The organism is Pedobacter sp. AW31-3R (assembly GCF_052180285.1).
GTDB lineage: Bacteria > Bacteroidota > Bacteroidia > Sphingobacteriales > Sphingobacteriaceae > Pedobacter.
In genome coordinates this window covers 2,626,348-2,647,398 of sequence record NZ_CP197475.1, presented here as the reverse complement: position 1 = coordinate 2,647,398, position 21,051 = coordinate 2,626,348, and the positions used below count along the sequence as shown (strand labels likewise).

At 41.8% G+C, this 21,051-nt stretch carries 19 protein-coding genes; 12 read left to right on the top strand and 7 right to left on the bottom strand.

Features of this window, described 5'->3' with window-relative positions:
• Positions 1 to 45 precede the first annotated feature (45 nt).
• From ACSBL2_RS10880 to ACSBL2_RS10870, 3 genes are all read left to right on the top strand, one after another.
• On the top strand, positions 46 to 771 hold the full coding sequence (locus ACSBL2_RS10880) for a siderophore-interacting protein (RefSeq protein ID WP_442591719.1): 726 nt from the start codon (positions 46 to 48) through the stop codon (positions 769 to 771).
• Positions 772 to 954: 183 nt separating this feature from the next.
• On the top strand, positions 955 to 2,349 hold the full coding sequence (locus ACSBL2_RS10875; protein ID WP_442591718.1) for a hypothetical protein: 1,395 nt from the start codon (positions 955 to 957) through the stop codon (positions 2,347 to 2,349).
• An 80-nt stretch (positions 2,350 to 2,429) separates the two neighbouring features.
• Complete coding sequence (locus ACSBL2_RS10870; protein ID WP_442591717.1) at positions 2,430 to 2,924, top strand: GtrA family protein; 495 nt, start codon at positions 2,430 to 2,432, stop codon at positions 2,922 to 2,924.
• Here the strand turns inward: ACSBL2_RS10870 and ACSBL2_RS10865 are convergent.
• The 3 genes from ACSBL2_RS10865 to ACSBL2_RS10855 are packed head-to-tail and all read right to left on the bottom strand — an operon-like array spanning position 2,921 to position 5,918.
• Positions 2,921 to 4,159, bottom strand: a complete 1,239-nt coding sequence (locus ACSBL2_RS10865; RefSeq protein WP_442591716.1) for a glycosyltransferase family 87 protein — start codon at positions 4,157 to 4,159, stop codon at positions 2,921 to 2,923. The genes ACSBL2_RS10870 and ACSBL2_RS10865 overlap by 4 nt on opposite strands.
• Before the next feature lie 24 nt (positions 4,160 to 4,183).
• Positions 4,184 to 4,984, bottom strand: a complete 801-nt coding sequence (locus ACSBL2_RS10860) for a polysaccharide deacetylase family protein (RefSeq protein WP_442591715.1) — start codon at positions 4,982 to 4,984, stop codon at positions 4,184 to 4,186.
• A gap of 4 nt (positions 4,985 to 4,988) precedes the next feature.
• Complete coding sequence (locus ACSBL2_RS10855; RefSeq protein ID WP_442591714.1) at positions 4,989 to 5,918, bottom strand: glycosyltransferase family 2 protein; 930 nt, start codon at positions 5,916 to 5,918, stop codon at positions 4,989 to 4,991.
• A 387-nt stretch (positions 5,919 to 6,305) separates the two neighbouring features.
• Here ACSBL2_RS10855 and ACSBL2_RS10850 point away from each other — a divergent pair, with 387 nt between their 5' ends.
• Positions 6,306 to 7,868 carry a right-handed parallel beta-helix repeat-containing protein gene (locus ACSBL2_RS10850; RefSeq protein WP_442591713.1) on the top strand — a complete coding sequence of 521 codons (1,563 nt, stop codon included), beginning with the start codon at positions 6,306 to 6,308 and terminating at the stop codon, positions 7,866 to 7,868.
• A gap of 73 nt (positions 7,869 to 7,941) precedes the next feature.
• Here the strand turns inward: ACSBL2_RS10850 and ACSBL2_RS10845 are convergent, their stop codons facing one another.
• Entirely contained in the window at positions 7,942 to 9,219 is a 1,278-nt protein-coding gene (locus tag ACSBL2_RS10845; RefSeq protein WP_442591712.1) for a PQQ-dependent sugar dehydrogenase, read from the bottom strand.
• A 496-nt stretch (positions 9,220 to 9,715) separates the two neighbouring features.
• Positions 9,716 to 11,131, bottom strand: a complete 1,416-nt coding sequence (locus ACSBL2_RS10840) for an MFS transporter (RefSeq protein WP_442591711.1) — start codon at positions 11,129 to 11,131, stop codon at positions 9,716 to 9,718.
• A gap of 99 nt (positions 11,132 to 11,230) precedes the next feature.
• Between ACSBL2_RS10840 and ACSBL2_RS10835 the strand changes: the two genes are divergently transcribed.
• From ACSBL2_RS10835 to ACSBL2_RS10825, 3 genes are all read left to right on the top strand, one after another.
• The gene (locus tag ACSBL2_RS10835; RefSeq protein ID WP_442591710.1) at positions 11,231 to 11,605 is read left to right on the top strand and encodes a winged helix-turn-helix transcriptional regulator; all 375 of its coding nucleotides are present in this window, start codon (positions 11,231 to 11,233) and stop codon (positions 11,603 to 11,605) included.
• Positions 11,606 to 11,766: 161 nt separating this feature from the next.
• The gene (locus tag ACSBL2_RS10830; RefSeq protein WP_442591709.1) at positions 11,767 to 12,771 is read left to right on the top strand and encodes an aldo/keto reductase; all 1,005 of its coding nucleotides are present in this window, start codon (positions 11,767 to 11,769) and stop codon (positions 12,769 to 12,771) included.
• 72 nt (positions 12,772 to 12,843) lie between these two features.
• The gene (locus tag ACSBL2_RS10825) at positions 12,844 to 13,743 is read left to right on the top strand and encodes a helix-turn-helix domain-containing protein (protein WP_442591708.1); all 900 of its coding nucleotides are present in this window, start codon (positions 12,844 to 12,846) and stop codon (positions 13,741 to 13,743) included.
• Between the two features lie 54 nt (positions 13,744 to 13,797).
• Here the strand turns inward: ACSBL2_RS10825 and ACSBL2_RS10820 are convergent, their stop codons facing one another.
• Positions 13,798 to 14,694, bottom strand: a complete 897-nt coding sequence (locus ACSBL2_RS10820) for a helix-turn-helix domain-containing protein (RefSeq protein ID WP_442591707.1) — start codon at positions 14,692 to 14,694, stop codon at positions 13,798 to 13,800.
• A 190-nt stretch (positions 14,695 to 14,884) separates the two neighbouring features.
• Here ACSBL2_RS10820 and ACSBL2_RS10815 point away from each other — a divergent pair, with 190 nt between their 5' ends.
• From ACSBL2_RS10815 to ACSBL2_RS10800, 4 genes are all read left to right on the top strand, one after another.
• Positions 14,885 to 15,970 carry an alpha/beta hydrolase gene (locus tag ACSBL2_RS10815; RefSeq protein WP_442591706.1) on the top strand — a complete coding sequence of 362 codons (1,086 nt, stop codon included), beginning with the start codon at positions 14,885 to 14,887 and terminating at the stop codon, positions 15,968 to 15,970.
• Positions 15,971 to 16,014: 44 nt separating this feature from the next.
• On the top strand, positions 16,015 to 16,461 hold the full coding sequence (locus tag ACSBL2_RS10810) for a nuclear transport factor 2 family protein (RefSeq protein WP_442591705.1): 447 nt from the start codon (positions 16,015 to 16,017) through the stop codon (positions 16,459 to 16,461).
• 182 nt (positions 16,462 to 16,643) lie between these two features.
• Positions 16,644 to 17,330 (top strand): carboxymuconolactone decarboxylase family protein, encoded by a 687-nt coding sequence (locus ACSBL2_RS10805; RefSeq protein ID WP_442591704.1) that lies wholly within the window; start codon positions 16,644 to 16,646, stop codon positions 17,328 to 17,330.
• Positions 17,331 to 17,653: 323 nt separating this feature from the next.
• Positions 17,654 to 19,489, top strand: coding sequence for an ABC transporter ATP-binding protein (locus ACSBL2_RS10800; protein WP_442591703.1), 1,836 nt, complete (start codon positions 17,654 to 17,656; stop codon positions 19,487 to 19,489).
• Positions 19,490 to 19,512: 23 nt separating this feature from the next.
• On the opposite strand, the gene ACSBL2_RS10795 is transcribed toward ACSBL2_RS10800, so the two are convergent.
• Complete coding sequence (locus tag ACSBL2_RS10795) at positions 19,513 to 19,995, bottom strand: hypothetical protein (protein ID WP_442591702.1); 483 nt, start codon at positions 19,993 to 19,995, stop codon at positions 19,513 to 19,515.
• 229 nt (positions 19,996 to 20,224) lie between these two features.
• Between ACSBL2_RS10795 and ACSBL2_RS10790 the strand changes: the two genes are divergently transcribed.
• Positions 20,225 to 21,028 carry an SDR family oxidoreductase gene (locus tag ACSBL2_RS10790; protein WP_442591701.1) on the top strand — a complete coding sequence of 268 codons (804 nt, stop codon included), beginning with the start codon at positions 20,225 to 20,227 and terminating at the stop codon, positions 21,026 to 21,028.
• The last annotated feature ends 23 nt before the right edge of the window (positions 21,029 to 21,051 follow it).

The following is a 21,051-nucleotide window of genomic DNA, read 5'->3' as shown; positions in this document are numbered from 1 at the left end:
TTTAGCCGGTATTGTTATGGTATTTTGTATAAAAAACAATGTATTATGCCAAAAGTTCCAAAATGGGTTGCAGATGCAATGGAAAGCGTCTTTAGTGGTCAGATCAGAAAAGTTGCTGTTTCAGAAATTACTTACCTTAATCCTTATATCAAAAAAGTCACCTTCCGCGGTGAGTTTTCCAAAGTCATATTCAAACCAGGCCAAGCCATCAGCATCAGGGTTGATGAAACCAACTTCCGCAATTATACCCCCTCCTACTGGGACAGTGAAAAAGGTATTTTTGAGGTTATTTTTCATTTACATGGCAATGGTCCCGGCAGCAGTTACATCTCCGGCCTGCAATTAAACGATTTATTAAGTATTGTACTTCCCCGTGGCTTCGATCTTTACAGAAAAGAGTACAATTACCATTTCCTTTTTGGCGATGAAACCACCATCGGTTTGTTTGAAAGCCTCCAGCAACTGATTGAAGAAAATGGCCAAAATTATATTGGAATTATGGAGTTGAACACAGATACACAAAAGGTGAAATTGAATATCAGGAATGGCCTTGATGTGGTTTCCTCTTCGGCCAATAAAGCCCAAAATGCCATTTCCCTGTTGGAGAGCTTACCTGAAAGGGTGTGGAAGTTGTGGGAAAACGGAGCCTTTTATTTAATGGGAAACGGCCGTTCCATTCAGAATTTCAGGAAAGCCTTACTGGGAAAGGGAGTCAGTAGCCGGAATATCAAAACACAGCCTTATTGGGTAGAAGGGAAAATTGGGTTATAACCGCCTGTATTATTTTAAATTGACCATTTATTTTCAGCCAGATAAGTGTATTGGAAAAATTACCCCAACTCCATAAATATCAGAAAAAACAAGCAAAATCACGATACAAGTTGTTATGCTATCCATACCGGTATTAAATGTTGAACACTCCCAATCACTTTTAAGAAAAATAACTGATGTGAGATGAAGAAAAATAAAACCCTGTTGGTTTGTCTGTTACTTTTAAACGCTTTTCTTGCAGCGGCACAAGTTCAGAAGCTTAATGGCGTGTATGTTGGTGCACAGTTATACAATACGCCCTTTAACGGGATGCAGATAGATCATCTCGTCTTCTACTTCCGAAATGACGGCACATTCTCTGACAAATTAAATATCCCCAACTGGAAAACCAATGTCAGCGGTAGATATACAGTTCAAAACAATAGGGTTCAGTTTAGGTCTGATAACGAAACTAAAAAATACAAGTTAAGCAGTAATGGAAACCTGGAAAGCACATCAGGGATTAAACATACCTTGCATAAGGTGAAAAACGTCATCAACATACCTGCAGCGGCATACGAAAGCAAAACAGCTTCAAGCAGCGGGGGGTTGGGAACAGGTATGCCCAACGTAGCTGCGTTCTCCTCTGATTTCCTTTATTTTGATGGCAAAGGGAACTTTTCATCCGACAGGTCTGGTATGGTGGGAATAGGTGGTGATGTGGCAGACGGCACCATTGGGGGAAAAGTTGAAAATAACGACAAGGCAAAAAAAGGAAGGTATAAACTCAGTCCGGGAGAAATCACGCTAAGCTTCCCTAATGGAAATGTGGTGAAACAGAGCTTCTTTTATAGTCCGCCCAATGAAGAAGACCTGATTGTAGTGAATGGTGAGTTTTATTTCAGGCAGGAAGAAGGAGAATCTGCCGCTAACCAGACTGCAGAAAATACTGCTAAAGAAAGAACTTCTCTTCACGCAACAGTCGGATTGCCATCGGCAGCTCAATTATTGAATAAACTGCGCTTAGCATATGGAGCTGAAAACATAGACAAAATCACTACAATTAAGGAAACATCGGCCATAACAGGTAATCTGGAAGCTATTTCCTTAACCGACCTGGCCAATAATAGATTGCGTATAGAAATAAGGCAAAATGGAAAGTTGATGATGGTAAAACAGATGGAAGCAAATGCTGGCTGGCAGTGGCTAAATGGTATAACCAGTCCACTTTCACCGCGTGATCAAACAGAGATAGAACTCAGCCTGCATCAGGGTGTTCTCGGTTTACACCAAAAATTAAACAAGCATTTCCTTTCAGGGACAGTATCCCTCACAAAGGATGAGGAATATTCGCTTAGCTTTTTTATCCATAAAGTAAAAGTGGTCTACCTGATTGACAAGGCCTTTAAAATGAAAGCAAATGGCTATGTGATCAATGCAGTTCCTTATTTTTCTGTATATCGTAACTTCATCGAGAAAAATGGCATAAAGTATCCATCAGTTACGGAATCTTCTGATGGAAAAAGCACGATTACAGTAACAACTACCGCCATAGAATTCAATCCGGCGTTTACTGCAGCACAATGGACCCCCCCTTGATGAAGGGGGTTGGATTTATCAATTTCTTTTTATATCCCATAATATTTTTCTAGGTTTACCGTAGCAAGCAAGAATCAATTATGGTGAACACTTCCCTCGATAAAGCTATAATTTATATACATACTCCTTTTTCCAGATTTATTCCGTTGAAAACATTCCGTTATGGGATGACCGGCGGAAGCAATGCAGTTTTAAATCTTGCTATATTTTATATCAGCTATAACTACTTATTCGAGCGGCAGAACGTGGTGTTACCCGGCATTAGTATCACTCCATACATTGCCGCTTATATCGTGGCTTTATCCATTACTTTTCCCATAGGTTTTCTCTTAAACAAGTATTTCGTTTTTCAGGAAATCAATGGCCGTACGGGTAAGCAGCTGTTTCTTTATTTTGCTTTGACCAGCACAAATATAGTATTGGAGTATATCCTGCTCCACTTTCTGATCGGAAAAATGAAACTCCCTGCTACCCTTGCCCAGGGGTTCATCATTGTTTTACTAGCCAGCATAAGCTATCTTTTTCAAACGTATGTGACCTTCCGGAAAATAACTGATCAGCCCGGCAACGCTTAAACCGGGATCACCTTTTCTTCCGATTTCAAAACAGGTTCTTCTGCTAATGGACATTGTTCTGTATGAAAGTCCTTAAACACTAATTGATAACTAATATGCAACCATATCAGTAAACAGGGCACCGCTTTTATGGAATAATGCAGAAAAAACTGACGGAGAAATTTGGGATAGAAATCGGTTGGTACCATCGTTGTAAACAAGATGGACAATACAAACAACACCAGGACCGTGCGCGATAAAGGCCGGGGTTGCAGCACAAACCAGATAGCAATACCAGCAAATGCGATAATATAAGTAGGCGATTCTGAAGAATTGCTAAATATGACTGCCATAATCAGTGCAGATGCCAGATACATCATCCTAAAGTTCAATTTTTTGTACTGACCAATGCGAAAATAAGGTATAACAAAGACCAATACCCCAGCTAGCAGGAAGGGGAGATTGGGGATTGTCGGATTTTGCGTAATCCGTCTTATAAAACCCATGACAGAGATATCCTGCTGAGAATCCAGGGAGGCATTTAAAAGCTGTTTTTCACTAAGTGAAACATACCATTCCCGGTATTGTGAAAGAATATAGGAAGGCCCAAAAAATACCATGGGCAAGACAAAGAAAAGTATAGCCCAGAAGATACAGTATGCTATATACTTAGGCTTTTCTTTTGCAAAAAAGAAAAAAGCAAGTCCCACGATGCCATAGAGTTTGATAAATGTCCCCAGCATAATGAGACAGGTAGCCATAAAATTCTGCTTTCTCTCCATCAGTGTATAACTTAAGATAATTATCGCTGCAATTGCAGGATTGATCTGACAGGCAAAGAGTGAAGTAAGCAATTCATTCGCTATGATCCAGTAAACTGCAATGATCTTGCTATTCTTCAGGGGCAAGGTCTGAACAGCATAAAAAAGGAACAGTGTGTTGACCAATTCCCATAAATAGGTGCCGAGATATTCAGGCAATAAGGCAAATGGGGCAATAATCAGGGAGAAAAATGGGCCATAATGGTTTGTGTCCCCATATTCCGGATAGCTAACAAATAGTGATACCTGATCTACTGCATGGAAATAGGTATAGATAAAGATTCTGTAATTGTTGTGGTTGCTGTGATGAAGATAACGGCTAAGACAGATGAAACTGGGTAATATGATAAATACGGTGAGAATAAATAACCTGTTTGTGAATAACCTGTTTAAAGCCTCGTATAAATTACTTTTCTGGTCTTGCCTGGAGTACATATTTTTTAAATTAAAGTGGTTCTTTTAGCATTCAGGTATTGCTGATGCAGTGATCTGTTGATCAATAAAATTAGCTATCGTTCCCGTCTGATATCCTTTCCGGACTATCCAACCCATGAGGCGATCCATCCTGTCCTCCATAGCGGCACCTGTGTTTTTACTCACATAACCAGGGAAGCCGAAACGTGACTGATCGCTGAGATCTATAAACTCCCAGGGATGGAAATAAATATTCAGATAACCATCTTTCTGATAGGTCCTGTATAAAAGGTGTTTATAAAACCAAAGGGGAAGATGATGAAAAGATAACCAAAACAGAGGAAAACGGGTGATTGGACTTACCGAAGCAGGTAATTGGATTACCCCCTCCTGGAAAAACCAGGTTCTGGAAATATGCCGGTTGTTGTACCGTCCCGGCAACCACGTTGGGTTGATGGAGCTGTTATAGCGATATCCTGCCTTTTGTATTTCTATCTCATCTACTGGCATCATGCGGGGCATCCTATAGCCGGCGACCCTTTTTCCTGAAAGCTCTTCAAGCAACAACCTGGATTCCAGCAAATGTGCTGTCTTAAATTCGGAATGATAAAAACCATGGGAAGCCAGCTCATGTCCTTCGTCAATGATCCGTTGGATGAGATGAGGCGCATTTCTTGCAAAAACAACCGTACTGAAAAATGTAGCTTTCATTCCGTGTTTCTTTAACAGGTCTAATATTTTTGTAGTGCCTTGAACAGAGATACTGATCTGATCCTCAAAAGCAATCGTCTTCTGGTATTCGAAAGGCATGTCGAATTCTTCAATATCAAAACTTAACAGGACCATAGATTTATTGCGTAAGGTTAGTGTGACTGATGATATAACCAGGGCGGTTTTTGGTCTGCATAAACATCTTTCCAATATAAACGCCAATAATCCCAAGGATAATTAACTGGAGTCCGCCAAAAAAAACCACAGTCATAATCAATGAAGCCCAGCCATCCACTTCAATACCTTCACAGAAAGCGTATAATACATAAGGAATGTATAAAACAGATAACAATGAAAACATGAACCCTAAATAGACAGCAGTATACAGGGGTTTGATACTGAATGAAGTAACGCCGTGAATACCGAGCCGAATCATTTTTTTTAGGTTGTACTTGCTTGAACCACTATAACGCTCGTTAGGGATATAATCAATTGCATATTGGTTATATCCCATCCATTTCACAAGCCCTCTTATAAAAGGTTCGTATTCTTCCATGTCCCTAAAAACATCTACTACTTTTTTATCCATTAACCTGAAATCTGCCGTGCCGGATTCAATATTTACATCAGACAACACATTAAGCAGGTGATAAAACAAGGAAGACATTTTCCTTTTCATTAAAGGCAGCCTCTTATCTTCCTTACGCCTGGTGTATACGACTTCATACCCTTCCTCCCATTTCCGGAGCATGTCGATAATGAGTTCCGGGGGATGTTGAAGATCGGCATCAAGCGAAATGACACAATCGCCCTTTGCCTTATCCAAACCGGCCTTAAGCGCAACCTGATGACCAAAATTCCTCGAAAACCCTATATAAAATATGTTTTGCCTCAGCTTAGTCATCGCCTTCAGAATTAATGCCGTTTGATCTGAACTGCCATCATCTACTATAATAAATTCTACATCATATGATGAATTTAGAAATATATTTTCAAGACGATCAATGATAACCATCAAATTATCTTCTTCATTATACGCAGGAATCACTACCGATACTAGTTTTTTCATGGGAATATTAACCACAGTCAGGTGCTCTTATTTGGTTGAATCAGCAGAAAACTGCTTATCCATGTAACAAATATAATACTATTAACTAAAACCATCTCTAATTTTATTCTAATGTGCAGAAATATATAGGTAGGGGTATGACCTTGTCTTTCCCATACACTAAGGGGTGTGCTATCCGCCAACCTATACCACTGCACCTTAAAATATTGAACATTCCCTCTAACATTCACCATCAAAAGATCGTAAAAAGAAAATTACACAAACGTGTGCGTACGATTACGCAAACGTTTGATTAACATAAATACCTCACTAACAACAAAATACAACCATACAATCATTATAAAATAGCGTAACTTGTTTACTATTCAATAACCTTAACCAAAAACTATGAAGCATTTAATTTTCGCGCTCTTGTGTTTATCCCTTTGCGCCGGATGTTCAAAACAATCTCCTTCAGAATTAACACCAGACAAAATGGCATTGAATGCTGAACTGGCCAGTTCTTTACTTATTGCAGGAACCAACTATTATGTCAATGCGAGTACCGGCAGCGACACCAATTCAGGGCTTTCTGAATCAAGCGCCCTCAAAACTATTCAGGCAGGACTAAACAAAACCACAGAAGGTACAGGTGCCACAATTTATGTAGCGGGCGGCACCTATTACGAACGGCTGAACTGGCCAAATTCGGGTGCTTCCGGCGCCCCTATTACGCTTACCAGTTATAATGGAGGAGTAGTCACAGTGGATGGCAGTACCACCACAGCTGCTCAAACCCCATTGCTCAGTGTCATCAGCAAAAGTTATATCCGCATTGACCATATCAATTTTACGAATAACATCATGTCATTTGCAAAAGGTATTTATATTGCAGGCTCAGGAACAGATGTGCATGTGACTTATTGCAAGGTCTCCCATGTAGGCTGGACAACCAGCTCAACTGCTTACCCATCTTCTACGGATAACGCCAGTCCATTAATTGTAGTGGGTACCGGTGCAAGCTCGTATAATCAGGTTTACATAGGCAGTAACGAGGTTTATGATTGTAATACAGGGTATAGCGAAGGGCTTACCCTGGCAGGAAATGTTGAATTTTTCCTGATAGAAAATAATACTGTCCACGACATCCCTAATATCGGTATTGATATGACAGGCCATTACGCATGGACAGGTGCACCCGCTGCCCTGAACTATGCCCGCTCAGGAAACGTAAGACATAACACGGTATATAACTGCATCTCTCCGGTGGCTACTTCCGCAGGTATATATGTTGACGGAGGAGCTTATATCAATATTGAAGGCAATATTACCTATGCCAACACCGTAGGAATTAGTGTAGGATGTGAAAATAACAATCACAATGCAGATCATATTAACATCCGCAATAATTTGATTTATAACAATGTGAAAGCAGGATTATTACTGGGTTCAAATCAGCCGAATGGGAAGGCGACCAATTCAACGATCTCCAACAATACGTTATTTAAAAACGTTTCAAATGGATTATATGATGGTGAAATAGATATCCAAAATACAGATCATTTAAATATCATTAACAACATTATCCAGTCGAGGAGTAATATCGTAGTCATTGCCCTGCTAAATTATACGTCTACCAACCTGACTATGGATTATAACAATTATTATACAGCCTCAGGCTCTTCATCAACTATAACATTCGACTGGGGAGGAATCAATTCACTGGGTTATTATTCATTGGCATCCTTTCAAACCGCATTGGGATTGGATGCAAACTCTACCTATGCATTACCCGGATTCGCTTCTACTACTCTTCCAACTCCTGATCTTCATTTAACAAGTGTTTCATCTGCATGCATCAATAAAGGATTACCTTCCTTTGTTGCCGCATCCGGAGAGTATGACATCGATAACCAAGCAAGGGTACAAAACTTAAGGGTTGACATTGGAGCTGATGAGACAGCCTATTAAAAAACAGAATTAATAGATTGACCAGAAGGGTCTGTATGGTAAACCCTTACAGTCCCTTCCTGGTATAAATGAATTATTTTTTATCAATCTTGTATAATCTGCCAGCATCGGTGACCGCATATAATGCCCCTCCAGTGCCTTGAGTAATATCTCTGAAACGTTGATTTTCACCAGCCAACAGCCGTTCCTCTCCCCTAACCTTGTTGTCTTTGATGACTAATCGTACAATATGTGTCCCACTCAATGAACCAATGAAAAGATTATTTTGCCATTCAGGAAAACTGTTACCACTATAAAAGGTCATACCACTTGGTGAAACTACCGGATCCCAGTAATAGACAGGTTGCTCCATTCCATCTTGTTTGGTGAGGCCTGCACCGATTGTTTGTCCGCCGTATTCAATACCATAAGTGATCACTGGCCATCCGTAATTCGCACCTGCCTGCAGACGATTGATTTCATCGCCACCACGGGGACCATGTTCACTTTGCCATATCTCCTGTGTTTCAGGATGTATAGCCAAACCCTGAGGATTTCTATGTCCAATGCTGTACAATTCGGCTAAGGCCCCTGCCTGACTAAATACCGGGTTTCCAGGAGCGGGCTGTCCATTGGTTTGAATTCTAATGATTTTACCCAGACTGCTACTTAAGGATTGCGCTAAAGGGCGAGTCTGCATATCAGATCTTTCACCAATACTGACTAACAGACTGCCTGTTTTGTCAAATAAAACCCTGCCCCCATAATGGAGCGTTCCATTGTAGGGAGTATTTGAACGGTAAATAACAACAGCATTTTCAATCCTGTTTTCATCATCAGATAACCTCCCTTTCGCCACAGCTGTTACATTTCCGCCAGTTACAGGTTCAGAAAACACCCAGTACACTAACCTGTTCGAAGTGAAGGAAGGATCTATGCACAATCCCAATAATCCTCCCTGACCACCTGCATTCACTGCCGGGAGTCCGGTAATGGCGTTACTTACAGTACCGGCAGCTGTAACGATCCGCATCTGTCCGGCTTTTTCCGTAACTAAAAGTTTTCCGTCCGGAAGACTGACTATCCCCCACGGATTTGTCAGTGATGAAGTCATCACCTGAGCAGTATAAGCTGTAACGCTCTTCAATCCGCCTATTCGGGTTTGCCCAGAAAATGCGGCTTGGTAGCTGGTATTTGGAGGATTAGTTTCAACCGATGGGCTGGTAGCGGTAGTATCCGAACTGGATTCTTCCCCCGGTGTATCACTTTTGGAACAACCAGCGAATATACACGCTGCTATAATGGAAGCACTAATAAAAGACTGTGTTTTCATCAGTACATAATTGATTTTTAAAGGTGATGAAGCTCTCATAAATATATTCATTGTTGTTGGTAAGGGTAGGCTTATGAAGGTTTCATCAATAAAATATTTTTTTTATCGGTTATGAAGCTATCATAAGAATCATTTCTAGTAGAACATGTAAATAGTCCATCTGGTTTTTTATTTCAATGGCTACCAAACAAATAAAACACAAACCAGCAGCTCTGTAGCGTAAAAATCAATTAAAATTAACGCACCAAATATAAAACAGTCAATAAAAATTCTTATATTAGTTAACAACACATACCAAAAGAATTTATTACTATGGATGATTTAAAAAATTACAGGTTCGGCACCTTCTATTTCAACCCTAACGATTCCCGTTTATGGGTTCCAAGGAAACTATCAAGAATGTCTGGATATACGCTTAATTTTGCCAGACCGGTTAGTTTTATTCTACTCGGGATTTTCATTGTCATGGTGGCACTTGTAATTTATTTCTTATCGACTGTTTCATTTCCAGGATTCACGATATAAAGCATTACTCTTATCGGTCTAGTTTATTTAAAATCAGCAGCACAACAAACAAAAAGAAAATATTAGCATAAGTGGCATTATGATAGGCCAAAACAAACTTTGCAGAGGTGTGAAGACTTTCAGTAAGATAGAAAAAAATCCCCCCGGTTATGGCCACCCCCAATGCAATGGCTGTTTGCTGAATAGTCGAATAGACTCCCGATGCCATACCGGCATTTTCCTGGGAAATATCCTTAAGTGACAACAGAAGTAAGGATGGCAGGACAATTCCGCATCCGACTCCATAAATGATGAGTACCAAATAGTGTAATACTGTTAATTCCCCATTATCAAATAAGTATAAATGGCCACAAAGTGCTAACATCATCATGAGGAGCGCAATTTTCAACAGCCGGGGAAGCTTTTCATCATCTGTCCCTGAAGACAATGCTGAGCCGCAAACATAACCGATACCCTGAAAGATAAATAAAAGACCCACACTGACCGGTGAAAGACGAAGTCCGCTCTGCATAAAAACTCCGTTTATCAGAAAATAAGAATCCTGTGCAATAAAATAAAACAATGTTAAAACACTGCCATACCTAAAGCTCCTTTCCTTAAAAAGTTTCAGGTCAACGAAGGGTACTGTCTTTTTATCATTGGCATATCTGGCATTTTTTGTTAAAAACCAAAATCCCAGCAATGAAATCATCAACAGGCAAATCATCCAAACAGGCCATTGTTTTTCCCGTCCGGATATTAATGGATAAATCAAGCCAATCAATGATATACTTAAAGCGATAAAACCGCGATGATCAAAACCTGCTGACTTTAGCTGAGCCGATTCAGGAACCATTTTAATCCCCAGAATTGCTGCAAAAATTCCAACAGGTACATTGATCAAAAAGATGAGTCGCCATCCCTCGATGTGTCCAAACAGCTGCGAAGAGATCTCCATAGCCGGTAACAGTCCTCCAAGCAGTTGTCCTAAAACGGATGCTATACCTGCAATACTGCCGTAGGTTCCAAGCGCCTTTGACCTGGCCTCCTGATGGGTAAATACAGTCTGGAGTATAGCAAGACCTTGTGGAACCATAAATGCTGCACAGATGCCTTGAAATGTTCTGCCGATAATCAATTGGTCGGACGAGGAAACAAGACCACAGGCCAGTGAGCTTAGGGAAAAACCTGCAATAGAAAATATAAGTACTTTTTTTCTTCCCAGCCAGTCCCCGACCTTACTTCCCAAGATCAAACAAGCCGCATAGGACAACAGATAATTCGCAACAATCAGCTGAAGGTCGGTATTGGATGCGAGCAATCCCCTTTGAATAGAAGGCAAAGAAACATTTACAATAAAAATATCCAGTACTGACAGGAATACGGTAGAGGATAAAATAAGGAGGAGAAGAAATGGTGACTTTCGCTTGTTTTTGAAATATGTCATGTGCATTACGCATTAAGGCCCTGGTTATGCTTAAATTGGCGAGGCGAAATTGCACTATGCAGGAATGCTTTTCAAGTAGGAAAAAATACAATACCAAGTATGGAATATGAAACTAATACTGTAAACCAGAACGTTGAAAAAACAATAAACGAACAAAATAACTGCCCTGTGACAAATGTCCTTAATTTACTTAAAGGAAAATACAAACTTCCGATAATTGAATTTCTAAGGACAGGAGAAATGGAAAGGTTCGGTGCACTCCGCAGGAAATTAGATAATGTTGCCCAGGCAACCCTGACGATCCAGCTGAGAGAACTAGAAAGAGATGGAATCCTGAAAAGAATGGCATATGCAGAATCGCCCCCACGTGTGGAATACGCCTTGAGCGAACTGGGAGAAAGTTTACTCCCCCTTATTGATGTGCTTGGTGCCTGGAATGAACACTACTGCCTGGGAAGAAAAGTGCTGAACTAAAACACAGGGACAGGGCGGCAAAACCCGGTTAGGCTTTAAAATAAGCTTTTCCTTCTGATTTTATCTTCTGCACAAACCCTGATTTACACACAACATTCAGGGCTTTGCATACATGCCCCATGCCTATCCTGCCTAATTTTGACCTCTATAAAATCAGCATTATGGAAATAAAGAAAATAGCATTGGGAACACAGGGACTTAACGTTCCCTTAATCGGTCTGGGCTGTATGGGCATGACCGGCTTTCAGGATGGCAATATGTATGGGGAAGCAAATGAAGACGAGGCGATCGCCACCATTCACCGCTCGCTCGAACTGGGCGGCAACTTTCTGGATACGGCCGACCTTTACGGTCCCTTTAAAAATGAGCAGCTGATTGCAAAGGCAATTGCAGGCAACAGGGACAAATACATTATCGCCACCAAATTCGGCTGGGAAATAGACGATCAGGATAACCTCACCTGGGCCATCAACGGTAAAAAGGAATACGTAAAGAAATCGGTTGAACGCTCGCTGAAAAACCTCCAAACAGATTATATCGACCTCTATTATATGCACCGGCTTGATAAAACAACTCCTATTGAGGAAACAGTTGAAGCCATGGGCGAATTGGTTAAAGAAGGAAAAATAGGTTGTATCGGTTTATCAGAAGTATCTTCAGAAACCGTAAAGAGAGCCCATGCCATTCATCCGGTTACTGCCGTACAAAGTGAATACTCCCTGTTCGAACGCAGTGTGGAAGAACGTGGTGTACTGCAAACACTCGAAGAGCTGGGCGTAGGGTTTGTAGCCTACTCCCCTCTTGGCCGCGGGTTCTTATCCGGACAAATCCGTTCAATAGATGATTTACCAGAGAACGACTTCCGCCGGGCAATCCCGCGCTTTCAGGAGGCCCATTTCCACAAAAATATGGAATTGGTAAAAGCCATTGAGACCTTGGCGGAACAAAAAAATGTGACCTCTTCACAGCTGGCACTGGCCTGGATCATGAGCAAAGGGATACTCCCTATTCCGGGTACCAAACGGAGAAAATACCTGGAGCAAAATATTGCAGCTACTGCGATTGAGCTGAGCTCGTCCGATGTATCAAAACTGGAAAGCATCGTTCCTTTGGGTACCGATACTGGCCATCCATATGATGAGTTCAGTATGGGGCTAATCGATTAATTCTTTTTCAGCGGTTGTATTTTATGACAATACAGCCGCTGTTCTATCATTTGTAATTTTTAAATTAGTTGTATGAATGCCATTAAATCCATTTCAGAGTTCCACCGGTTATTGTCTTTGCCCGAACCAAGACACCCGCTGGTCAGTGTGATCAGCCTTACGGATGCCGTTTTCCTGGAAGATGAGGTGTGGAAAGGATTTGTGAACCGGTTTTACTGCGTAGCCCTGAAAAGAGAAGCAACAGGAAAAGTGAAATATGGTCAGCAACATTATGATTATGACAAAGGCGTTCTGAGTTTCACTGCCCCCAATCAGGTGCAATCTTTAGATCTGCAAACGGTGGACTGTCGTGGTAAGGGTAACCTGCTGATCTTCCATCCTGATTTCCTGCTCAAACATCCGCTGGCAAACAGCATTAATAGTTATGGCTTTTTCTCTTATGCAGTCAATGAAGCCCTCCATCTCTCCGCTGAAGAGGAAGATGACCTCATGACGATCCTAAATAAAATTGACAAGGAGTGCATGCACATTGACAGGCATACCCAGGAAATCATCCTGTCGCAAATTGACCTGCTGCTCAACTATTCCAATCGTTTTTATGAGCGACAGTTCATCACCCGAAAAAACAATAACCACCAGCTACTTGCAAAATTTGAACACTTTGTGGATGATTATTTTGACACCAACCATACTGCAGCGCAGGGTTTGTTAACCGTACAGCACATTGCAGCACATATGAATTTATCTCCCAATTATCTGAGTGACCTTCTGCGTGTGCATACCGGACAAAATACACAGCAGCATATCCACGAAAAGCTGATTGAAAAAGCGAAAGAACGGCTTTCCACGACCAGTTTATCTGTAAGTGAAATCGCTTATATGCTAGGTTTTGAACATGCGCAGTCCTTCAGCACCCTTTTCAGGAAGAAAACCAATATGTCGCCCCTTGAATTCCGGGCAGCTTTCAACTAAGCAAAAGTTCCCGGAAGGTTAACCATGCACAGCTAACAGCGTCATCCTATTGGATCAATTTAAATTCCTGTATTCATTGGGTGTATAACCTGCGCGTTTTTTGAATAGACGGCTAAAATGCTGTGGATACTTAAAGCCCAGCGCATAGGCAACCTCACTGATGGTCTTGTGATTCCCATAAATTTTATCCTTTGCAATAGCAATGATCTTGTTCTGGATATAATCCTGGGCAGATTTCCCGGTTTCTTTTTTGATCAGGTCTCCGAAATAATTCGGAGATAGGCGTAACCTCTCCGCAAAATAGGCGACCGAAGGCAAGCCGATATGATAAGGTTTTTCTGAGGCGAAATAATCGTTCAACTGCTGTTCAAACCGCTCCAGTATTCCTCTATTTACATGTTCCCTGGTAATGAACTGGCGGTCATAAAAACGTTCACAGTAATTCAAAAACAATTCAATATTAGAGGTAATCAATTTTTTACTATGCTTGTCGACCGACTGGGACAATTCATTCTCAATTTTAGAAAAACAATCAAAAACAATTTTTCGCTCTTTTTCAGAGAGGTGTAAGGCCTCATTGGTATTATAGCTGAAAAAACTATACTCATTCAATATCCTGGCAAGGGCGGTACCCTTAATTAAATCCGGATGAAAAATTAATCCATGGCCAATGGGCTGGTAATAATCGACTTTGTTTTCTACATCGAGTACCTGTCCGGGTGAAACAAATACCAGTGTCCCCTTCTCATAATCATAGGAATGGCATCCGTACTTTAAATTTCCGCAATGCACATCCTTCAGGAAAATACAGTAAAGACCAAAAGTCATGCGGGAACCAGTCCTCTCCTTTGCTTTTGAAAAATCAATAATACTGACCAAAGGGTGCAGGGTCTCCTGGTTATTGAATGCATTGTACTGGCTTACTGTATCAAATTCATATGCCTGCTTCATGTTTCTTAATTTTATCATTACCTCAAACAAAATTACGCATTAGCAGGTAAGTCCTGTAGCAGGCGAATAACAATAAGTAATATTGGTAGCAAAATCCGTAATAGGTATACACATTAGCCCCTCACAAACAAGACCTTTGTCAGGTAAGGGTTTGATGGGAATACAGCACAGCAGAATAAAATTGAATGAGATGAAAAATGAATCAATCAGGTACATAGGGGCAGTCTTCATATTGTTGGTTACTGCGCATGCACTCCATGCACAGCCTAAGCTGAAGCCCCTCAGCATTGAACAGCAAGGCAGCTTCGCTATTGGAGGAACAAAGCATACCGAAGCCGGGCAATTTGCATTGGATAATGCCCTGAAGCCCCAGGGACAAACTTTCCATGGCGACCATGCCTATGTCTTTTACCAAATCCCGGTAAAGGCACGTAAATACCCATTGGTGTTTCTCCATGGGGCGGGACAATCAAAAAGAACATGGGAAACCACACCTGACGGAAGAGAAGGTTTTCAGAACATTTTCCTGAGACGTGGTTTTGGCGTCTATCTGCTGGACCAACCCAGACGCGGAGAGGCCGGAAAGAGTTCCATTGCAGCAAACATTAGCCCTACTCCCGATGAGCAGTTCTGGTTCACCCAATTCAGGATCGGCAACTATCCAGACTATTTTCCGAAGGTACAGTTTCCAAAAGATGCAGCTTCGCTTGAACAGTTTTACAGGCAAATGACTCCCAATACCGGTGCTTTTGATACCGGTGTAATCACAGATGCCCTTTCCCAACTATTCGACAAAATTGGAGAAGGGATCTTAATTACGCATTCACAGGGTGGCGGACCGGGTTGGTTGACAGCAATAAAAAATGATAAGATTAAAGCGGTTGTAGCCTATGAACCCTACAGTGGCTTTGTGTTTCCCGAAGGAGAGCTTCCACAGCCTATTCCATCAAATGGTCTTTTCGGCGAATTAAAAGGTGTGGCGATACCCTTATCAGATTTTAATAAACTTACCCGCAGGCCCATCATTATCTATTACGGTGACAATATCGCTAAAGAGTCCACAACGACCTGGAATAAAGACCACTGGCGTTCCGGACTTGAAATGGCAAGGATCTGGGCAGCTACTATCAACAAACATGGAGGTGATGCCACCGTCATCCATCTGCCGGAAATTGGTATCGAAGGAAATACACACTTCCCATTTTCTGACCTGAACAACATTCAGGTAGCAGATAAATTATCAAAATGGCTAAAAGAAAAAGGCCTGGATAAATAACTCTTTGAACTATTGAAATCATCATCAACTTATAAATAATCCATATGAAAGCACTAATTACAGGACTATTCTTCATCATTGCGGGCATGCAATCGTCCTTTGCACAAAATTCGCCTGCAGCACAGGAAATCATTAAACTTTCCAAAGAAAAATGGCAATGGATGTCGGACAAGAATGTAGATATCCTTGGTAAGTTATTTCATGAAAAATCGGTGTTTGTCCACATGGGGGGATCATGGGGAAAGCAGCAGGAAATCAATGTCATTAAAAGTGGAGGTATTTGGTATAAGAAAGCAGATATCCACGAGGTATCTGTTGAGGTCATCGATAATACGGCCATTCTTTTGAATAGGATTGATTTGCTGGCTATTGTTGGTGGAAACGAAGTCACAAATCCTTTTATGGTCACCGAAGTTTATATCAAACAGGATGGGTCATGGAAATTAGGGTCATTGTCGTTCACTAAGTTAGTCAGCACAGGTGGTAAATAACTACCTTTAAAATCGCTTCATCACCTTTAAAAATCAAATATTTACCAATGAAACCATCATCAGCTTACTGCTTACAAACCGCAATGAATAAGCTGATGATCACTTCATCACCTTTAAAAATCAAATATATACTGATGAAAAAAACTAGCATAAAATTCTTAAAACCGATACTATTCATACTCATGGGAATACTTTCAATTACGGCAAATGCCCAAACCGGTGCAAATCAAGATCTAAGCATCAGCCAACAAGCTTTTGTACGTATTGCAGGGGTAACAGCCCAGGGCGATTTGTCAAAGTTAACAACGGAATTAAATGCAGGACTAGACGCCGGTCTGACGGTCAACCAGATCAGGGAAGCGATCATACAAGTCTATGCTTATGCCGGGTTCCCACGCAGTCTAAGGGGATTACAAACATTCATGACAGTCCTGGATGAACGTAAGGCCAAAGGTATCATCGATAAACAGGGTGCAGAAGCATCTCCTATTCAAGATGAGGGTAAAAAATACGACCGTGGAAAAGCCATATTAGAGGCTTTAACCGGTATCCCTGAAACAGGGGCCAAAACCGGATATGCAGCATTTGCACCTGTAATTGAAGTCTTTCTCAAAGAACATCTTTTTGCCGATATCTTTGAACGGGATGTCTTAAGCTATGTTGAAAGGGAGTTGATCACCGTATCGGTACTCAGTAGTATCGGTGGAGTGGAACCCATGCTCAGATCACACCTGAATATATGTATACATGTTGGTTTAACGAAAAATCAGCTACAACAATTCGTAACGGTAATCAAATCAACAGTTGGTAAAAAGGAAGCCAAAGCCGCTCAGAAAGTTTTAGAAGAAGTGCTGGAAAGCAAAAAATAAAATTGCTGGAGGACTGCAATATACCTGCTGAGTATACCCCTGTTCAGTATTGAAGCTATCATAAATATCCCGCTTACACAGCGCAACCGGAGTATTTATGATAGCTTCAATACTCCCAATGGCAGCTACCCGTAGACCGCTCAACCTATCCTGTAAAGTCGGACTTGATCTTTTCAATTATATTTTGAAAATATTTAAAGTTTTTTTCCTTCTGATTCGTCTTCACTAGTATGATCAGGACTGGCACACCGTCGGTCATGGAAACAGAAAATCATCGATTCATACAGATTGCGGTTTTAATAGCCGCGTACCAAACAAAAATAATGGCAAGGGAACAATTAAACAGCGGTAACGCCTCAGGAATTGAATTATCAAAAGCAAAAATAAACAGAGAGACTTTAACCCACGTGTCACGTTTGCTCGCGTATTTAAAACCCTATCGCGGTAAATTTATAGCAGCTTTATGCTTTCTGTTTTTATCGAGTTTGGTCGGACTTGCTTTTCCCTCATTTATTGGCGCGCTCATCGATACTGCACAAGGGAAGCATACCAATAGTTATTTACCAGGTACCATACAAGGCATCCTGCTATTGGCTTTTATCGTCCTGGTATTTCAGGCAGTGGTGTCATTTTTTCGCATATTATGGTTTGTGAATGTCGCAGAAAGATCATTGGCCGACATCCGGCGGGACACCTACTTCAAATTGATCACGCTTCCAATGAACTTTTTCTCCAACCGCAGGGTTGGGGAACTCAACAGCAGAATATCTGCCGATTTATCACAGGTTCAGGATACGCTGACCACCACCGTTGCCGAAATGTTAAGGCAAGCAGTTTTACTCATCGGCGGTATTATCTTTATGGCTATCATTTCGAAAAAACTGGTGTTTGCCTTGCTTCTGGTTTTACCTCTGATGATTGTCTTTGCGGTGTACTTCGGTAGGTTTATCAAAAAGATTTCACGTCAGGCCCAGGATAAGATGGCAGAATCGAATACTATCGTTGAAGAAACCCTGTTAGGCATAAGCAATGTAAAAGCTTTTGTCAATGAGTCATTCGAAGCCAAACGGTACAGTACCACCATCCGTGAGGTGGCAAATATTGCCATTAAGGGCGCAAAATTCAGGGGTATGTTTGTTTCCTTTATTGTGCTTTGTGTTTTCGGTGGTGTTCTGGCAGTGGTAGGCTATGGATGCGTACTGGTCAGCCAGCATGAAATCACCCTGGGCGAACTATTGAAGTTTTCTCTTTATGCTATGTTCTTAGGGAGTTCCCTCGGCAGTTTCCCAGAGCTGTTTGCAAATCTGCAAAAAACAGTAGGTGCCAGCGAAAGGGTACTGGAAATATTGGCGGAACAAGGCGAAGAAGTATCCATAAATGAAAAAGATAACCTGGTGCAACAAAAAATAGCGGGGAACTTATCATTTAACAACGTCAATTTCGCCTATCCTTCACGTCCCGAAATGGAAGTTTTAACCAGGGTATCCTTCGATGCCAGGGCCGGTCAGAAATTGGCCATCGTTGGCCCCAGCGGCTCAGGAAAATCTACCATCGCCGGATTGATCCTGCAGTTTTATCATCCGCAAAGCGGCGAAATATTGTTCGACGGCAAACCTGCCGCTGAGTATTCACTGACTGACATCAGGAACCAGGTAGCCATAGTTCCACAGGATGTCATGTTATTTGGCGGTACCATATTGGAGAACATTGCCTACGGCAAGTTGAGTGCGACCAAAGAAGAAATCATACAATCAGCAAAACAGGCAAATGCCCATCAGTTTATCAGTTCATTCCCTGAAGCCTACGACACCGTAGTTGGAGAACGCGGCGTAAAATTATCTGGCGGCCAACGTCAGCGCATCGCTATCGCCCGTGCATTACTGAAAAACCCATCTATCCTGATTCTGGATGAGGCCACCTCTTCGCTCGACTCTGAATCGGAACGTCTGGTACAGGAAGCACTAGAAGAATTAATGAAAGGCCGTACGTCAATCATCATTGCACACCGCTTATCTACCATCCGCGAGGCAGACACGATTATTGTGCTGGAGAAAGGACAGGTAATTGAATCCGGTAATCATCAAGAATTGATTAGCAGTGAGCAGGGATTATACCGGTATTTAAGCGGCTTACAGTTTGAAGTGGGTAATGACACTTAGATAAAAAGGAATACATCCTTTCCTTACCGGTATTGATTTCCGGCCATATCGCGCTCTTCCTTTTCTTTAATCATCCTATAAGCAATAGTTGTAAAAACCGCGAATACAATATGTGCAGGAATACGTTGTAAATAGAAATTTGTATATTTCATTGAAGGTGGCAGCGGATGTACTTTGAAAGTTCCCTTCCATATCAACAGACCAATGATACCACTGAAAACTCCGAGAATCAAACCGTTTTTGAGATGATGTTCAATCTTCCGGCTTTCCCATAGCTCCACATATACGGAAGCAAAAACAAGTCCCATTGCATAGTGTCCACCCCATCCTGCCAGCACCTTTGCCCGCTTGGATAAAAAAGGAGCCACGCGGCTAACCATCGTACTTAAATGCTCCGGCTCGCGGAAGTCCTGTCCGGCAAGCGACATCACTGCGCTGCCCGCAGTCATAAAGCTTGTCCCAATAAAACCAGAGAGTGCTGTTTTTTCCACTTTGTTCAATAACATAACATGAGGTGTTTTGTAGTATAACCTATGGAAATGGAATTTGTTTGCAGTTTACCTACCGTAACCTGCAAACAATGAGTACATTCCCTGCTCCGCCACTTTCAATAACGTTCAGCCCCTGAATGTTTGAACAGATCGGTACGATTTGGATACACTTACCTTCGGTTTGGAAACATTGCAGACGGCAGGAGTCCTGATCTTTACACCCATAATCCAATTTGTTGTAAAAATGAGAAAAACAATCTTCATCACCGGGGCATCCAGCGGACTGGGAAAGGCCACCGCAAAACTATTTCAAGAGAAAGGCTGGAACATCATCGCTACCATGCGGAGTCCGGAAAACGGCGACGAGCTTGCACAGCTAGACCGCGTAACTATTTTACCGCTTGATGTCACCGATCCGGAAAAAATAACAACTACCATAGCCAGCGCCATAGCTAAGCACGACATCAATGTGGTCTTTAATAATGCCGGTTACGGGTTGATGGGTGCCCTGGAAGTTTTAACTGACGAACAAATCATGAAACAACTCAATACCAACCTATTGGGCGTATTGCGTGTTACCCAAGCATTCATCCCCCACTTCAGGGAGAAAAAATCCGGTCTGTTTATCAGCACAACCTCTATGGGCGGGTTATTTGGCTTCCCTTTGCACTCTATTTACCATGCCACCAAATTTGCTATAGAAGGTTGGTCGGAAAGCATGTCCTTTGAATTGGGTTTACATGGTATTGGCATCAAAACCATCGCACCGGGAGGAATCGTTACTGATTTTCTGGGACGATCCCTGGACCGCAGTTCGCATCCTGCCTACCGGCAGCTTGAGGATAAACTATATGGAGATATCGATATCATGATGGAATCGGCCTCCACCGCCGAACAAATTGCAGAGGTCGTTTATCTGGCGGCAACAGATGGTAAAGACCAAATCCGCTATGTGGCGGGTGGAGATGCCAACGCACTCTACCAGAGACGCCTTGAGATCGGAAATGAGGAATTCCGCAGGGAGATCAGAAAGCAATTCCAGGCCTAAAAGAAAAAACAGTAAAACTTCAG

What these genes read in the sequence shown, in the direction of transcription:
- ACSBL2_RS10820 (WP_442591707.1), bottom strand. Translation starts at nt 14,694, where the DNA reads ATGAAGCAGGCATATGAATTTGATACAGTAAGCCAGTACAATGCATTC.
- ACSBL2_RS10845 (WP_442591712.1), bottom strand. Translation starts at nt 9,219, where the DNA reads ATGAGAGCTTCATCACCTTTAAAAATCAATTATGTACTGATGAAAACA.
- ACSBL2_RS10870 (WP_442591717.1), top strand. Translation starts at nt 2,430, where the DNA reads ATGGTGAACACTTCCCTCGATAAAGCTATAATTTATATACATACTCCT.
- ACSBL2_RS10815 (WP_442591706.1), top strand. Translation starts at nt 14,885, where the DNA reads ATGAAAAATGAATCAATCAGGTACATAGGGGCAGTCTTCATATTGTTG.
- ACSBL2_RS10835 (WP_442591710.1), top strand. Translation starts at nt 11,231, where the DNA reads ATGGAATATGAAACTAATACTGTAAACCAGAACGTTGAAAAAACAATA.
- ACSBL2_RS10805 (WP_442591704.1), top strand. Translation starts at nt 16,644, where the DNA reads ATGGGAATACTTTCAATTACGGCAAATGCCCAAACCGGTGCAAATCAA.
- ACSBL2_RS10830 (WP_442591709.1), top strand. Translation starts at nt 11,767, where the DNA reads ATGGAAATAAAGAAAATAGCATTGGGAACACAGGGACTTAACGTTCCC.
- ACSBL2_RS10855 (WP_442591714.1), bottom strand. Translation starts at nt 5,918, where the DNA reads ATGAAAAAACTAGTATCGGTAGTGATTCCTGCGTATAATGAAGAAGAT.
- ACSBL2_RS10825 (WP_442591708.1), top strand. Translation starts at nt 12,844, where the DNA reads ATGAATGCCATTAAATCCATTTCAGAGTTCCACCGGTTATTGTCTTTG.
- ACSBL2_RS10875 (WP_442591718.1), top strand. Translation starts at nt 955, where the DNA reads ATGAAGAAAAATAAAACCCTGTTGGTTTGTCTGTTACTTTTAAACGCT.
- ACSBL2_RS10790 (WP_442591701.1), top strand. Translation starts at nt 20,225, where the DNA reads ATGAGAAAAACAATCTTCATCACCGGGGCATCCAGCGGACTGGGAAAG.
- ACSBL2_RS10850 (WP_442591713.1), top strand. Translation starts at nt 6,306, where the DNA reads ATGAAGCATTTAATTTTCGCGCTCTTGTGTTTATCCCTTTGCGCCGGA.
- ACSBL2_RS10880 (WP_442591719.1), top strand. Translation starts at nt 46, where the DNA reads ATGCCAAAAGTTCCAAAATGGGTTGCAGATGCAATGGAAAGCGTCTTT.
- ACSBL2_RS10865 (WP_442591716.1), bottom strand. Translation starts at nt 4,159, where the DNA reads ATGTACTCCAGGCAAGACCAGAAAAGTAATTTATACGAGGCTTTAAAC.
- ACSBL2_RS10810 (WP_442591705.1), top strand. Translation starts at nt 16,015, where the DNA reads ATGAAAGCACTAATTACAGGACTATTCTTCATCATTGCGGGCATGCAA.
- ACSBL2_RS10840 (WP_442591711.1), bottom strand. Translation starts at nt 11,131, where the DNA reads ATGACATATTTCAAAAACAAGCGAAAGTCACCATTTCTTCTCCTCCTT.
- ACSBL2_RS10860 (WP_442591715.1), bottom strand. Translation starts at nt 4,984, where the DNA reads ATGGTCCTGTTAAGTTTTGATATTGAAGAATTCGACATGCCTTTCGAA.
- ACSBL2_RS10800 (WP_442591703.1), top strand. Translation starts at nt 17,654, where the DNA reads ATGGCAAGGGAACAATTAAACAGCGGTAACGCCTCAGGAATTGAATTA.
- ACSBL2_RS10795 (WP_442591702.1), bottom strand. Translation starts at nt 19,995, where the DNA reads ATGTTATTGAACAAAGTGGAAAAAACAGCACTCTCTGGTTTTATTGGG.